General features: G+C 58.8%; 10 protein-coding genes. 5 read left to right on the top strand and 5 right to left on the bottom strand.

The features are described 5' to 3' along the window. The first annotated feature begins 38 nt into the window (after positions 1 to 38). Positions 39 to 1,259, top strand: a complete 1,221-nt coding sequence (locus tag M0H32_RS15530; RefSeq protein ID WP_248155595.1) for an alanine racemase — start codon at positions 39 to 41, stop codon at positions 1,257 to 1,259. A 252-nt stretch (positions 1,260 to 1,511) separates the two neighbouring features. On the opposite strand, the gene M0H32_RS15525 is transcribed toward M0H32_RS15530, so the two are convergent. After that, positions 1,512 to 1,967, bottom strand: a complete 456-nt coding sequence (locus tag M0H32_RS15525; RefSeq protein WP_248155594.1) for a BA14K family protein — start codon at positions 1,965 to 1,967, stop codon at positions 1,512 to 1,514. 118 nt (positions 1,968 to 2,085) lie between these two features. Here M0H32_RS15525 and M0H32_RS15520 point away from each other — a divergent pair, with 118 nt between their 5' ends. Next, positions 2,086 to 2,928 (top strand): HugZ family pyridoxamine 5'-phosphate oxidase, encoded by an 843-nt coding sequence (locus M0H32_RS15520; RefSeq protein ID WP_345779331.1) that lies wholly within the window; start codon positions 2,086 to 2,088, stop codon positions 2,926 to 2,928. A 340-nt stretch (positions 2,929 to 3,268) separates the two neighbouring features. Beyond that, complete coding sequence (locus M0H32_RS29735; protein WP_425607324.1) at positions 3,269 to 3,889, top strand: DUF1062 domain-containing protein; 621 nt, start codon at positions 3,269 to 3,271, stop codon at positions 3,887 to 3,889. 37 nt (positions 3,890 to 3,926) lie between these two features. Here M0H32_RS29735 and M0H32_RS15515 read toward each other — a convergent pair whose 3' ends face one another. From M0H32_RS15515 to M0H32_RS15505, 3 genes are all read right to left on the bottom strand, one after another. Continuing rightward, positions 3,927 to 4,772 carry a diguanylate cyclase gene (locus M0H32_RS15515; RefSeq protein ID WP_248155775.1) on the bottom strand — a complete coding sequence of 282 codons (846 nt, stop codon included), beginning with the start codon at positions 4,770 to 4,772 and terminating at the stop codon, positions 3,927 to 3,929. Between the two features lie 345 nt (positions 4,773 to 5,117). Further along, on the bottom strand, positions 5,118 to 6,872 hold the full coding sequence (locus M0H32_RS15510; protein WP_248155592.1) for a methyl-accepting chemotaxis protein: 1,755 nt from the start codon (positions 6,870 to 6,872) through the stop codon (positions 5,118 to 5,120). 288 nt (positions 6,873 to 7,160) lie between these two features. Beyond that, entirely contained in the window at positions 7,161 to 10,745 is a 3,585-nt protein-coding gene (locus M0H32_RS15505) for a hydantoinase B/oxoprolinase family protein (protein WP_248155589.1), read from the bottom strand. Positions 10,746 to 10,911: 166 nt separating this feature from the next. Here M0H32_RS15505 and M0H32_RS15500 point away from each other — a divergent pair, with 166 nt between their 5' ends. Next, positions 10,912 to 11,190 carry a hypothetical protein gene (locus tag M0H32_RS15500; protein WP_248155587.1) on the top strand — a complete coding sequence of 93 codons (279 nt, stop codon included), beginning with the start codon at positions 10,912 to 10,914 and terminating at the stop codon, positions 11,188 to 11,190. A gap of 11 nt (positions 11,191 to 11,201) precedes the next feature. On the opposite strand, the gene M0H32_RS15495 is transcribed toward M0H32_RS15500, so the two are convergent. Then, entirely contained in the window at positions 11,202 to 12,629 is a 1,428-nt protein-coding gene (locus tag M0H32_RS15495; protein WP_248155585.1) for a glycosyltransferase family 39 protein, read from the bottom strand. Between the two features lie 410 nt (positions 12,630 to 13,039). Between M0H32_RS15495 and M0H32_RS15490 the strand changes: the two genes are divergently transcribed. Next, complete coding sequence (locus M0H32_RS15490; RefSeq protein WP_248155583.1) at positions 13,040 to 14,035, top strand: TRAP transporter substrate-binding protein; 996 nt, start codon at positions 13,040 to 13,042, stop codon at positions 14,033 to 14,035. Positions 14,036 to 14,254: the final 219 nt, after the last annotated feature.

Below are 14,254 nucleotides of genomic sequence, written 5' to 3'. Positions count from 1 at the left end.
TTCCCTTAACGCACTGACTCCAAACGACGGTGCTCTTTATGGAACGTTATGAAACCGCTGTTGAAGCCGCCCTCGATCTTCGCCCGGACGAGCCTGTCTATTGCTTTCGGCCGCAGGTGTTGAAACAGGACGCGCAGCAGTTTCAAAGTCTCTTTCCCGGAAAGACCGCTTACGCGGTAAAAACCAACGGCGAACCCTTTGTTCTCAAGGCGCTCGCCGAAGCCGGGGTCGATTGTTTCGACGTTGCCTCGCCTGCGGAATTCGCGGCGGTGCGCGAGGCGGCGCCGAAGGCGGAGATGCTTTACATGCATCCGATCAAGGCGCAGTCAGATATTCGGCTTGCCCTTGAGAACTACCGCATCCGGACCATGTCTCTCGATCACGAAGACGAGGTCGCCAAGATCCTGCGGATCGTGCGCGCGCTGGATATCGACCCGGGCAGGATCACGCTTTTTGTGCGTATCGCCACAAAGGGGCATGCGGCTTATGAACTCTCCAAGAAATTCGGTGCCGCGCCGGGACACGCGGTAGAGCTGCTCCAGCGGATCCATCGGATCGGCTTCAAATGCGGGTTGTGCTTTCACGTCGGCAGCCAGATCGAGGAGCCTGAAACCTATGAACGCGCCCTGGCGTCCGCGGACTGGATCCGATCGCGCGCAGGCGTTCCGATCGTGGAACTGGATGTCGGGGGCGGTTTTCCGGCAGTCTATGGCCATGATCCGCGCCGCAAGGTCCGCGAGATGCCCTCACTCGAAGAACTCATGGGTCAATTGAAGTCCGACATTGCGGACTGGGAATTCAACGACCTGCCGCTGGTGGCAGAACCCGGCCGGGTGATTGTCGCCCGGTCGATTTCACTGATCGTGCGTGTGCTTTTGAAAAAAGGGCGCCGGCTTTACATCAATGACGGGATATGGGCGTCCCTGTCGGACAGCTGGACCGGCAAGATCACGTTGCCTGCGCGTTTCATTCCCGATCCTGCCCGAAAAACACGTTCCGGTCAGCACGACAAGATCGTGCCGTTCAAGGTCTGCGGAGCAACCTGTGACAGTGTCGATATTCTGTCGCGGCCGTTCTGGCTGCCCGAGACAGTCGATACCGGAGACTGGATAGAAATCGGCCATATCGGTGCCTACTCCCTCTCTTTGCGAACGCGGTTCAATGGGTTTTATCCGGACAAGGTGATCGAGGTCGACACACCGTTTGATGCCGGCGCCGCACCTGAGGGATTTGCGTCGATCGAGACAATGGCTGACTGAAAAAGCGGCGGCAAGCAGGCGACCAGTTCGGCTGGCCTGTTGCTTGCCGCCTAGAGTTGACGGGGCTTGGCTTCGAAGGTCGCTAGTCACCCGAATCTGAAGTTCGTCTTATTTCCCGGCACACTCGGAACGAGCTTCAGATTCAAAAGGGTGACTAGCGGGCATATGTTTCTAGTGTGGTTTTCGAATTTGAAATTCGCTTCGATGGTCGCTGCAACAATGAGGCGAATTTCAAATTCACCACACTAGGCCTTACTGGCAGAATTTCTGCTCGCCGCTATAGGTCGTGAACGTGCCCGTGGACGGGTTGAAGGAGCGGTATCTCGAGGAGCAGTACTGGTACCAGGCCGGGCTCCAGGGCTGGTACCCAACGGGCCCCTGTACACGGCCGGGATAGGGGGCCGGGGGGTAGTAGTTCGCCGGCGGGTAGTTGTTGACCGGCGGCGGCCCGGCGTAGCTCGGCTGGCTGGTCGCGCCGAGCAGGATCGCGCCGGCTGCCAGGCCGATGACACCCGCTGCAACCGCCGCACCGAGATTGTCGTTGTTCTTGTGACGGCGATGGTTGTTGTGCTTGCGGTGATGTTTGTGATGGTGACCGCCGCGATCGTTCCAGCCATGCCGCGGGCCGGCTTCTGCGGTTGCAACGGTCGGAAGAAGAAGGACGCCGGTCAGAGCGGCTGCGATAAGGCGTTTGCTGGTGATGTTCATCGGTTCTCTCCAAAGGGCCGCGCCTCTCAGGTGGCGCCGTAGCTGATGACGCGAAAATCGCACACCGGCCCTGAACCGGTTCTGAGATGCCCGTTCATCTGGCGTTCATATTTTTCTTGTGGCTTCGGCAACCGTCGGACAATCCTATCCGGATCAGGAAACGGCAGCGCGCACGGAGGACTATGTGGCAAACTCGGGTGAAGAGAAACAGGAATCGAAATCGGTCATCCGTCCAACAGACGACCAGGCGCGCCAATTGGCAAAAGGTCTCATCCGAAGCGCCCGTTTCGGCGCACTTGCCGCGGTGGAAGCGGGGAGCGGACATCCGCTTGCCAGCCGGGTTGCAGTGGCGACCGATCTTGACGGCACACCGGTCATTTTGACGAGCACCCTTTCGGGCCATACGGCTGCCATCACAGAAACACCCGCCTGTTCCCTGCTCGTCGGAGAGCCCGGTAAGGGCGACCCGCTGGCCCATCCCAGAGTGTCGCTTTTTTGCGAGGCCCGACAAATCGCGCGGGACAGCGAAGACCATACCCGATTGCGCAGACGCTACCTGGCGCGCCATCCCAAGGCGGAGCTCTATGTCGATTTCGGCGATTTTGCTTTCTTCCGACTGGAGCTTCAAAGGGCAAGCCTGAATGGCGGTTTTGGCAAGGCCTTCGCTCTCGATCAGGCAGATCTGTGCACACCTCTGGGCGACCTTCATCAGTGGGCGGTAATGGAGGAAGGCGCGGTCGCCCATATGAACGAGGATCACGGTGACGCCGTCACGCTTTATGCCGAAGTGTTGCTCAAAGCCGGAGAGGCCAATTGGCGCCTGGCCTGTCTCGATCCTGAGGGACTGGATCTTGCTGCCGGAGACCGAATAGAGCGGTTGTGGTTTTCTGAACGCCTGACGGACCCGCAGGATTTACGGCCGACGCTGGTTGCGCTTGCCTTGCAAGCGCGCAACAGTTGACGGCAAAGGTTCGATAGTGCGCCCTGCGCAACGTCTTCTCCCTTGCTTTGCCAATGGCCCACGGCTACCCAAGAGCATTGTTTTCAATCAGGATGATTGATTTGCCTACGCTCTGACCGGTCTTCGATCCCACCATTGCATTTTTCAAATGCTTGATTTGACTTGTTCGTCATGGTGGCGGATCGGGACCGGTGTGGCTTGGCCAAACCGTATCTGAACTCTCCGATACGCCCCTCTTGTTTCCAGACAGCCAGACTGAGTGTCTACCTGCGGGGTCACCCGCCTGGCGGACCGTCCCGGCAGCCCGTTGACGGACTTCCTTTTCTGGAAGGCCATCGGAATGTCGTCTTTTTTGAATGTCGAGTGGACCATATGCTGTTCCTCGTCCGCTGCAATCCGGCGCCCCTGCGGTCGCTGCGGCACAACGCAATCCTTTTCATCCATGGGCAAGTTTCGGCTCAATGCAAATGGCAGCCGACTGGATGCCTGGCTGATCTACAGCTGCCAGTGCTGCGGTAGAACGTGGAACCGTTCCGTTTTCGAGCGCAAAGCTGTCGCCAGCTTGTCGAAGAAGGATCTTCTAGCCCTGCAGTCGAATGACCCTGGATTTGCTGCACGTATCGCGCAGGCGCCGCTTATCTGCGCAAACGGTGACGTTCAGCCGCAGAACGATTTCACGCTGACGGGACGCCATGTGCCGGTTTCAGGGAAGGGCGGTTGTCCCGGGCTGCTTGTGATCCGAAACCCGGATCTCGGACGTGTCCGGCTCGACAAGGTGCTGGTTCGCGGACTTCGGTTAAGCCGGAACGACCTACACAGCCTGGTGAAGACTGGGGGCCTGCGCGTCCGGAATGCTTCGTCAAAGGCCCTCAGGCGGCCGACACCCGCTTTGCTGATGGTCGAATGTCATGATGCGGCAGGTGACGAGGTCATGCGACGGCTTCGCCGGTTGCCCGAATAGGGGGACGTTGAGCGCGCGAAGCGAATTCTTTGCGCGCTCAGGAAACGGGCTCGCCGGCACGGTCGAACACGACCCGGTTGCGACCGGCTCTCTTGGCGGCATACATTGCGATATCAGCGGCGTTGATGGCGTCGCTGATCTGTTTGTAATCTGTCAGCCCTGCGATCCCGAAAGAGGCCGTGACAGACAATTCCTTGTCGTTCTTCACCTTGTAGACCTTGTTGGCGCATGCCTTTCTGAGGCGTTCGGCGACGCGCGCCACCGTGTTTTCGCTGACACCGCTGATGCATAACAGGAACTCTTCGCCGCCATAGCGGAAGAACAGGTCGTCGCCGCGGATGTGGTCTCTAACCAGAGATCCAAATCCCTTGAGGACGTGGTCACCCACCTCGTGGCCATAATCGTCGTTGACCGATTTGAAGTGGTCGAGATCGATCATGATGATCCAGGCTTGGCTGCTCTTGCCGGCCGCGATGCGCTTACGCTCCTCAAGGCGGACATTCATCAAGGAGCGGTTTTCAGCCCCGGTCAGTGGATCCGTCGCGTTGATGGAGGCGATCAGAGCGTCATAGGCGGATTCTATCAGCCCGATGAATCGTTCCGAAATCGCCAGAAACTCGTCGTAGAGACTTTCTTCAATGGTGTGGCCGTCTCGGACGGTCAACGCCATTTCTCGCGCCAGGTCGTGAACTTTTTTGTGCCTGCCGACCAAATTGCTGAGGGTTTCGGTGTCCAAATCGAGATGCTGCGCGCGCTGTTCCAGCCAGTGTCCGAAGGCACAGTGAACATGGGCGTCTTCGGCAATCATCTCGGACGTCGGATCAAGACCGCAAATGAGTGTCTTGTTCAATCGGTAGACCCAGTTCCGATGGCTGTTCAGCATTCTGTCCAGTTCTTGGGCAGTTTCTTCCTGCTTCTTTGTCTGTAGCGGAATCATAAATGTGTCGCTGGCCCATCTGGCTAAATTACAAGTTCTCCATCGATTCTTACTTGCCGGAGAGGATGGCGACAATCGTCGCTAAGACGAAATATATGATTTTCTTCCTGTTTTTAGCCGCCTGAGTGGTTGTTTCACGCAAATGCAATTATGCGTTGGTGTTGGCGGAGAGCAGGGTGTTTTCTTCAAATTGCCAGTTTTCCGAACAGTATCTGGACGAATGCGTTCGTTGCATTAGAGGCTGCACCATCCTCTTGCCGATTGCTTGTTGGCCGATCGTTGGGATCGCCTTCACGCGGCTCGAAGATGTCCCAGGAAGTCGCCGAGCCCCTCGCGGATGGTCTTGATCTGCGAAGAAACGTCCCGGATTTGACCTACGACGTCTCGAACCTTGTTTCCTGATGCCTGGGCCGCCCTGTTGACCTCAGCAATGTTGAGAGAAATATCCGAGCTGCCGGTCGCAACATCAGTGGCGTTTTTGGCGATTTCGGATGTAACCGCGTTCTGCTCTTCGATGGCGGAGGCAATTCCGGATATTTGCTCCCGGATGTCGGCCATGGATTTGACAACCGTCAGAATGGATTGCGAGCAGCTGACGGCACCCGATTGCACACCCGTCAATTGCGTACCGATCTGGTCCGTGGCCTGACCCGTCTGGTTGGCAAGCGCTTTGACCTCGGACGCGACCACCGCAAATCCCTTGCCGGCTTCACCGGCCCGTGCCGCTTCGATTGTTGCGTTGAGGGCGAGAAGATTGGTTTGTGCGGCGATGTCGCTGATCAGTTTCAACACTTCCGTGATTTCTTCCGCGGAGGCGGACAGAGAGCCGACCGTGTCACTGGAGACGCCAGCCTGTTCGGAGGTTTGTGACGTCGACGTGTTGGCGAGCGAAATCTGCCGGCTGATCTCCTGGATCGAGCTTGCCAGTTCCTCAGACGCCGAGGCAACGGACTGGACACTGGCGCTGGCCTGTTCAGCGGCTGCCGCAACCGTCTGGGACCGTTCTTCGGTTTCCTGACTGTTCCTGGCCAGCTGATCTGCGCAATCCGCCAAGTCTTTCAAGGCATTGGCCACCGTGTCACAGCTTGTCATCAATAGGCTTTCCAGCTCATCCGCAAGGCGCAGCCGGGTCTCCCGCCGGTCCTGTTCCGCCTGCATTTCCTCTTCACGGGCCTGGTCCTGAAGGCGTTTCATTTCGATCGTGTTGGTGCGGAAGGTCTCAAAGGCGCCGGCAACCTTGCCGATCTCATCTCTTGACCGGACCTGGACCTCAACATCCGTGTTGCCCTTGGCAAGCTCGAGCAAACCGCTGGCAACTTGATCGAGCGGTTTGGAAATCATGAAACGGGAAAACAGAATGGCGCCGAGGCCACAGAGGACAAACGTCGCCACTGCCGTGAACAGGATCTGCTGAAACGCCTGCTTCTCGTGGGCCTCTGCGGTCACCGCCGCGGCGAGCGTAAAGCGTTCGATTTCCTCGAGCAAAGCGACCAGCTCATGGTCGAGCTGCTTTTGTTCCTTCTCCAGGGTGACGAGAAGTTCTCCGGCTTTCTTCAAATCATCTATTTCAATGAGATGCAGGATTTCATCGACATGCGTCTCATATGCCGCGTATTCGGTTTCAATGCGTTTGAGCTGTTCGACTGCCAGCAGAAATTCCCTGCGCTCCAGTTCTGTTGTCGACTGGTCGAGGGCAGCTTGCGCCAGAGCTTCCGCTTTAAGGATTTCCTCACCAACCTGGCTTTCCAGTTGCTTCAAGCTCGTTTTCAGCGACTGAATCACGGAGGCTTCATCTCCCGAGTGGACGCCGGCGAGCCGCATGATCCGCTCGACAAGGGCAGCCTGTTCCAATTGATGGTTGGTCACATGGGTGATGGCTTCAGTCAGTGGAATGTCCTTTTCCGCGATGTTGGCAAGCTCCTTGCCGATGGCCCCCATCTGATAAATGGCAACGGCGGCAACGATCACCAGGCCCAGGGACAACAAGGCGACAAGTGCCAGGATCTTTCCTGCCACCGAGGTTGCAACTGGATTCGAAAGGGTCATGTCAAATATCCCGAGGATTCAATAGAAAAGGCGTTTCCCCCACGTCGTTAGGTTGAGATTACGCGCTTTCCGGTTGAAGAATTGGTAAATTTGTTCCCTGAAAGCGTAAAAAATTCGCGTATAAGTAGAAATATCAGGGTGTAGTATCACAGATACAGCACCCTGTTTTAGCAGTGTTTTGTTGTTGTCAGAGGTGCTTTCGAGCGTGTGAGGAGGAGGATCGGGGCAAAAAAAAGCCGCACCTTTCAGCGCGGCTTTTTAAATCTCAAGACAATGGCCGGATCGGGATCAGGGTGTTCCCCAGCCACCCGCGGTCGGGGTGATGACGGTGACGGCCTCGCCAGCTTCCAGGATGGTCTGATCGCAGCCCTCGAGCTGTTCGATCGTGCCGTCCTTGCGCCGGACCTCGGTTCGGCCGAGTTCGCCGTCGCTGCCGCCGTCGAGTCCCTTCGGGAGAACCGTGCGGTGGGAGGCTAGGATGGCGCAATCCATCTTCTCCAGGAAGCGCAAGGTCCGGCGCGTGCCGTCACCCGCCGACCAGTGGCCCTTGCCGCCGGAGCCTTTCCGGATGTGGAAGTCCTCCAGCAGCACCGGGAAGCGGAATTCCAGGACTTCCGGGTCCGTCAGCCGTGAGTTGGTCATGTGGGTGTGCACGCCGTCGGTACCGTTGAAACCGGGACCGGCCGGAGAGCCGGAACAGATGGTCTCATAATACTGATAGGTGTCATTGCCGAAGGTCAGATTGTTCATCGTCCCTTGCGCATTGGCCATGGCGCCGAGCGCGGCGAACACCGCGTTGGTGACATGCTGGGAAGTCTCCACGTTGCCGGCGACAACGGCGGCCGGGTAGGAGGGACGCAGCATGCAATCCTGCGGGATGATGATGTTGATCGGCTTGAGGCAGCCCGCGTTCATCGGAATGTCTCCGTCGACCATGACACGGAAGCAATAAAGGATCGCCGCACGCGTCACCGGTTCCGGGGCATTGAAGTTGTTCGGCTTCACGCCGGACGTGCCTGTGAAATCGACTGTTGCCTCCCGCTTGTCCTTGTCGACGGTGATCTTGACCTTGATCACCGAGCCCTGGTCGGTCGGATACGCGTATTCGGAATCCTTCAGGGCCTCGATTACCCGGCGGACGCTCTCTTCCGCATTGTCCTGCACGTGGCCCATATAGGCCTGGACGACGTCCAGTCCGAAATGGGCGACCATCTTGCGCAGTTCCTGGATGCCTTTCTCGTTGGCCGCGATCTGGGCGGAGAGATCGGCGACATTCTGGTGCGGATTGCGGGCCGGGTAGGGGTGGTCGGTCAGGAGTTCGACCAGTTCCTGTTCGCAGAAGCGGCCTTCATCGACGATCTTGAAATTGTCGAAGAGCACGCCTTCCTCGTCCACATTGGTTGCGCGCGGGGTCATCGAGCCCGGCGCGGAGCCGCCGACATCGGCATGGTGACCGCGCGAGGCTGACCAGAACAGGATTTCCTTGCCATCATCGTCAAAGACCGGGGACACCACGGTGATATCCGGAAGGTGGGTGCCGCCGTTATAGGGCGCGTTCAGGGCAAAGACGTCGCCCGGCTTGATCTTGCCCTTGTTGAGCTTGATCACGGTTTCGACCGAACGGTCCATGGACCCCAGATGCACCGGCATATGCGGTGCGTTGGCGACCAGAGCGCCACTGGCGTCGAAAACGGCGCAGGAGAAGTCGAGCCGTTCCTTGATGTTGACTGAATAAGCCGTGTTCTGGAGCGTCACGCCCATCTGTTCAGCGATCGACATGAACAGGTTGTTGAACACTTCCAGCATCACCGGATCGGCATGAGTGCCGATGGCTTCGGTACGTTTCAGCGGCACGATGCGCTTCAGGATGACATGATCCTTGGCATTGATCTCGGCTTGCCAGCCGTCTTCGACCGCGATGGTCGCGTGCGGCTCGATGATCACGGCGGGACCGGTGACCTTCATGCCGGGTGTCAGGCTGTCGCGCTTGAAGACGCCCGCCTTGTGCCAGCCACCGTCCGAATAGATGCTGGTCGACGTGGCTGCGGCCGGGTCGCCGGAGGACAGCGTCAGATCGGGTTCCGTGAGGCCGGCGCCACCGCCTGCCGTTTCCACTTCCAGCGCTTCTACGACAACGGGCTTGTTGTCATAGGCGAAACCGAACTGTTTCTTGTGCGCGTCTTCGAAAGCGTCCCGCATTTCGCTGACCGACCCGAGCGGAACGGGTAGAGGCGTGTCGGTGCCGTCATAACGGAGATGCACGATGGCGGTCGTCTTGCGCAAGTCCGCGGAAATCGCCTGCCTTTCAAGTTCGGCTTCCGTCTGGCCGGCGAGTTCATCGCGCAGGGTTGCCAGTTCCGGCAGCAGTTCTTCGGTCAGCGTTTTGACCACGGCCTTCTGGCGGTCGGCACGGATATCCGCGAGCCCCATGCCATAAGCCGACAGGATGCCTGAGAAGGGGTGCAGGATGACGGTTTTCATGCCGAGACTGTCGGCCACACGGCAGCCGGTCTGGCCGCCCGCACCGCCGAAACAGGTCAGCGCATATTCGGTGACGTCATAGCCGCGCTGAACCGAGATCTTCTTGATCGCGTTGGCCATGTTCTCGACAGCGATCTTCAGAAAACCGTCGGCGACCTCTTCCGGCGTGCGGCCATCGCCGATTCGCATGGCGAGATCGGTGAAGCGCTTGCGCACGACGTCGCCGTCCAGGGCCTCGTCCTGGTTGGGGCCGAAGATTCTCGGGAAGAATTCCGGCACCAGTTTGCCGGTCATCAGGTTGGCGTCGGTGACGGTCAGGGGGCCGCCGCGACGATAGCAGGCCGGGCCGGGATTGGCGCCGGCGGAATCCGGGCCGACCTGGAAGCGGCCGTCCGCATAATGGAGGATCGAGCCACCGCCGGCAGCCACCGTGTGGATCATCATCATGGGCGCGCGCATGCGCACACCGGCGACTTCCGTTTCGAAGGCGCGCTCATAGTCGCCGTCATAGTGGCAGACATCCGTGGAGGTGCCGCCCATGTCGAAGCCGATGATCTTGTCGTAACCGGCCATGCGCGAGGTCTCGACAGCGCCTACAACGCCGCCGGCGGGGCCTGACAGGATCGCGTCCTTGCCCTGGAAGAGATCGGCGGCGGTCAAACCGCCGGAAGACTGCATGAACATCAGCCGCGGGCCTTGCCCGAGTTCCTCCTGCACCTGATCAACATAGCGGCGCAGGATCGGCGAGAGATAGGCATCGACCACCGTGGTGTCGCCCCGGCCGACCAGCTTCATCAGCGGCGAAACTTCGTGTGACACGGAAATCTGCGGGAAGCCGATTTCCTCGGCGATGATTTTCAGCGCCTGCTCATGGGCCGGATAGGCATATGCATGCATCAGCACGATGGCGATGGAACGGATGCCATTGTCCCAGGCTGCCTGCATTTCGGCGCGGGCCTCGGCCTGATCGAGCGGCGCTTCCAGGGTGCCGTCGGCACGGACGCGTTCGGTGATCTCATGCACGCTTTCGTAAAGCAGTTCCGGCTTGATGATTTCCTTGGCGAAAATATGCGGCCGGGCCTGGTAGCCGATTTCCAGCGCGTCCCGGAACCCCCGGGTGATGAAGAGCGCAGTGCGCTCGCCCTTGCGTTCCAGCAGCGCGTTTGTGGCGACAGTGGTGCCCATCTTGACTGTGGAGACCATGTCCGAGGGGATCGGCGCGCCTTTTTCAACACCCAGCAATTCGCGAATGCCCTGGATGGCTGCGTCGCGATAGGCTTCCGGGTTTTCCGACAGGACCTTGTGCGGGTGCAGCGTACCATCCGGCGCCCGTCCAACGATGTCGGTAAAGGTGCCACCCCGGTCGATCCAAAAATCCCACTTGGCTGTCATGATCTTCCCTCTGATGCTGCCGGCTTGTGCGAATGCGTGATTCACCGCCGGTATTGAGCGTTTTTGCTAACAGATGAATTTATGCTGACATTTTATCGATAAAATGTCGATGAAAAAATCTGAATGGCCTGCTATTTGATCTTTTTATCGGTGGTGTCCAACCCATATGAGATTGATCTCAAAGGAAAAATCGGAAACAACAGGGAGCGGGATGTCAGAAAACCGTAGATCCAGCGAACGAGAGCCTTTCCTGTTTAGGCTCGCAAATGCCGTCGATTTTGTCGTTGGTATCCTGACTGCGGAAATCGCCATGGTGCTTCTGGTGCTCTTTGCTGCGCTGATCCTGGGCGCTTCCTTCGTAGGTATATTGCTGGAATTTGTTATCGGAACTGCTGTTCTTGCGGCTGTTGCGGGACTGGCGTATTTCGCTTCTGACGACGTTTGAGGACCTAAGCTTCAGTTGGGCTCGGGCCGTTTCACCAGACGCAGACCACTTGCGCCCCAGCCGAACCGCTGCGAAACGGAGTCGCTTTCCCTGGCGCTGAAAGCCTTGATTGCGGCTGCCGTTTCCGTGTTGTCGCAGTGAGCCACCAGCAGCCAACGGTCCGTTAAGCCAGGATCCTGGAGGTCTTCAAGGGTGGTCGCTGCCGTGAACGCTTTCGGCTCGCGCAGATAATAGGCGAGGGCAGGCGCGGCGAAACCCTTGTAGAGCATCAGCCGGTCTTCAGGCTCCCGCCGGCTTTGATAATCCTGCGCAATCAGCCGCCATTCAGGCCGGATCTTGTCCAGCAAGGCGAACTTGAGTTCCGGAAAGGACAAATACAGCGTCGCCACCAGCAGTGCCAACGGTGCCATGTTGGGCAGAAGGCGCTGGGCTGCGGTCACCGCGAGCAGCAACAGGCCGGGCCAGGCGGCCATCAGATAGCGGTCGAACAGGATCGGCTGAACCAGAACGGAATAGAGATAAGCGAGAAGCGGTGGGCCGAAGGTATAGGCGCTGCAGACGATCACGGCTTGAAGGTTTGACAAACTGGAGCATGCCCGCTTCGGCAGGGTTAGCGCCAGCAGCAGGCCGATCAGTGCCAGCGCGAGCAGAAGCCAGAACAGGGTGAGCGACCCGGCGATGTTGAACACCAAGCCTTTCAGGAAGGGGAGGTCGGGATAGGCGATCCAGAAGCCTTCGTCGGCAACGGAGCGGGCACGGTTCGCCAGGATAACCAGCCAGGGCAAAAACAGGAGAGTGCTGACTGCCATGGCAAGGCAGGCCTGGAAGGCGCTGGATTCCTTGACGGATTTTGTCCGGGTGACGTCCCGCAAGGCACAAACGGCACAGGCCAGGCCGACAGCCGCGAAGCCCAAAAGCGCATAAATGTGGCTGTAGAGGAAGAGGGCGCCGCCGAGGGCAAGCGCACACAGCCAGAATCTCGTGGGGCGTTGCAACACCTTCAGCGTGGCCAGCAGAAAGAGAAGGCCGGTCGCCGCCAGGAGCGCATACATGCGCGCCTCGGTTGAATACCAGATGTGAAACGGCGAAAGGGCAAGAAGCGCGGCAGCCGCGAGACCGGCGGAGCGACCGGCCAGCAGCGTGCCAATCGGCGCCATCAGCATCACTGCGAAGATGCCAAGCATCGCCGACGGTAACCGGAGTGCAGTTTCGCTGTTGCCCAGCACAGGCATTGTCACCCAGAGAAGGACATTGTGCAGCGGCGGATAATTGTCGGTGGCGACAGCTTCAAGGAGCTCTCCAAGACTGCCCTTGGACTGGCTCCAGCTGACGGCTTCGTCATACCAGAGACTGGTGCGGTCTAGGTCGTACAGTCTGAGCAGAGCAGCGACAGCGAGAATGAGCGCGAGCAGCACAAGGTGCCCCGGTCTGCCGCTCATGGGCGTTGCCTCGGTCTGCTGCCGCAAAAATCATCCCTCCACCTAGTGTGGTGAATTTGAAATTCGCCTCATTGTTGCAGCGACCATCGAAGCGAATTTCAAATTCGAAAACCACACTAGAAACATATGCTTGCTAGTCACCCTTTTGAATCTGAAGCTCGTTCCGAGTGTGCCGGGAAATAAGACGAACTTCAGATTCGGGTGACTAGTTGCGCAGACGCTAGCCAAAGTGACCGAAGGAAGAAAGAAACTTTCGTTGCAAAGCCCATAATCACAATTTATCGATAAATTGTTGATGTTTTCGGATTTTGAGTCTACTCTTTCCTGAGATGCGCTTTCCAAGGTGCCATTAAGAACGCACCCGGAGTAGCATCCCGACGGGCACGACCCGCTTCCTAGAGGAGACTATCATGCTGCAATCTCGTTTTCTGACCCGGGCCGGCATTCAGCTGGCAACCGCCGCCGCTCTCAGCCTGGCCGGCTTGACCGCCGCCTCCGCAGAAACCAAATGGGACATGCCGACCCCCTATGGTGACGGCAACTTCCACACCCAGAACATTGCCGCCTTTGCCGATGAAGTGAAGGAAAAGACCGGCGGCTCGCTGGTCATCCAGATCCATTCCGCGGGATCGCTGTTCAAGCATCCTGAAATCAAGAACGCCGTGCGCAAGGGCCTGGCCCCGATCGGCGAAGTGCTGGTGTCGCGCCTGTCCAACGAAGATCCCGTCTTCGGTGTCGATTCCGTGCCGTTCCTGGCACCGTCCTACGATCAGGCGTGGAAACTGTACCAGGCAGCCAAGCCGGCCATGGAAGAAAAGCTCGGCGAACAGGGCCTGCAACTGCTTTATTCCGTGCCGTGGCCGCCTCAGGGCGTCTATGCCCAGAAGGAAGTCAAGGAAGTCGGTGACCTGAGCGGCCTGAAGATCCGCGCTTACAACGCGGCGACCGAGCGTCTTGCCATTCTGGCCGGCGGCGTGACGGCGCAGATCGAAGCTCCGGACATTCCGACGGCATTCTCGACCGGCCGTGTCGATGCCATGATCACCTCGCCGTCCACCGGGGCGAATTCCAAGGCCTGGGACTTTGTCAGCCATTATCACGACACCCAGGCCTGGTTGCCGAAAAACATGGTCTTTGTGAACAAGGACGCTTTTGACGCCTTGAGCGATGACGAAAAAGCCGCCGTCCTGGAAGCCGCCGAGCTCGCCGAAAAGCGTGGCTGGGAAGCCTCCAAGGTGGAAACCAAAACCAAGACCCAGGTTCTGGCCGACAACGGCATCACCGTTGTCCAGCCGTCCAGCCAGCTGATCCAGGATCTGGCCGCTATCGGCGAGACCATGGCAGCCGAATGGCAGGCCCAGGCCGGCGACGCCGGCGCGGCGATCCTCGAAGCCTACAAAAAATAAACAAGACCGACGCCGGGCCCTTTGCCCGGCGTCTCCTTTTCAGCTGCTCAGAGCAAGCAACACCCGCATTGGGTGGTTCGGCGGCGGAACGCGGATCGCGTGATGGAGCCCTTGGAGTGGCCTGCGCCACTGCATCAATATCGGCGCCCATGCACTGCCACTTGTCAGGCGTTCGCCATTGGCGGCGCATAGGAAGCACGCTGCCTGTGGGCAAGCGAT

The organism is Roseibium sediminicola (assembly GCF_023156505.1).
Classification (GTDB): Bacteria; Pseudomonadota; Alphaproteobacteria; order Rhizobiales; family Stappiaceae; genus Roseibium; species Roseibium sediminicola.
Note: the sequence above shows the minus strand (reverse complement) of the source record. Positions and strands in the feature narration are given on the sequence as shown.

What these genes read in the sequence shown, in the direction of transcription:
- M0H32_RS15530 (WP_248155595.1), top strand. Translation starts at nt 39, where the DNA reads ATGGAACGTTATGAAACCGCTGTTGAAGCCGCCCTCGATCTTCGCCCG.
- M0H32_RS15525 (WP_248155594.1), bottom strand. Translation starts at nt 1,967, where the DNA reads ATGAACATCACCAGCAAACGCCTTATCGCAGCCGCTCTGACCGGCGTC.
- M0H32_RS29735 (WP_425607324.1), top strand. Translation starts at nt 3,269, where the DNA reads ATGTCGTCTTTTTTGAATGTCGAGTGGACCATATGCTGTTCCTCGTCC.
- M0H32_RS15515 (WP_248155775.1), bottom strand. Translation starts at nt 4,772, where the DNA reads ATGCTGAACAGCCATCGGAACTGGGTCTACCGATTGAACAAGACACTC.
- M0H32_RS15510 (WP_248155592.1), bottom strand. Translation starts at nt 6,872, where the DNA reads ATGACCCTTTCGAATCCAGTTGCAACCTCGGTGGCAGGAAAGATCCTG.
- M0H32_RS15505 (WP_248155589.1), bottom strand. Translation starts at nt 10,745, where the DNA reads ATGACAGCCAAGTGGGATTTTTGGATCGACCGGGGTGGCACCTTTACC.
- M0H32_RS15500 (WP_248155587.1), top strand. Translation starts at nt 10,912, where the DNA reads ATGAGATTGATCTCAAAGGAAAAATCGGAAACAACAGGGAGCGGGATG.
- M0H32_RS15495 (WP_248155585.1), bottom strand. Translation starts at nt 12,629, where the DNA reads ATGAGCGGCAGACCGGGGCACCTTGTGCTGCTCGCGCTCATTCTCGCT.
- M0H32_RS15490 (WP_248155583.1), top strand. Translation starts at nt 13,040, where the DNA reads ATGCTGCAATCTCGTTTTCTGACCCGGGCCGGCATTCAGCTGGCAACC.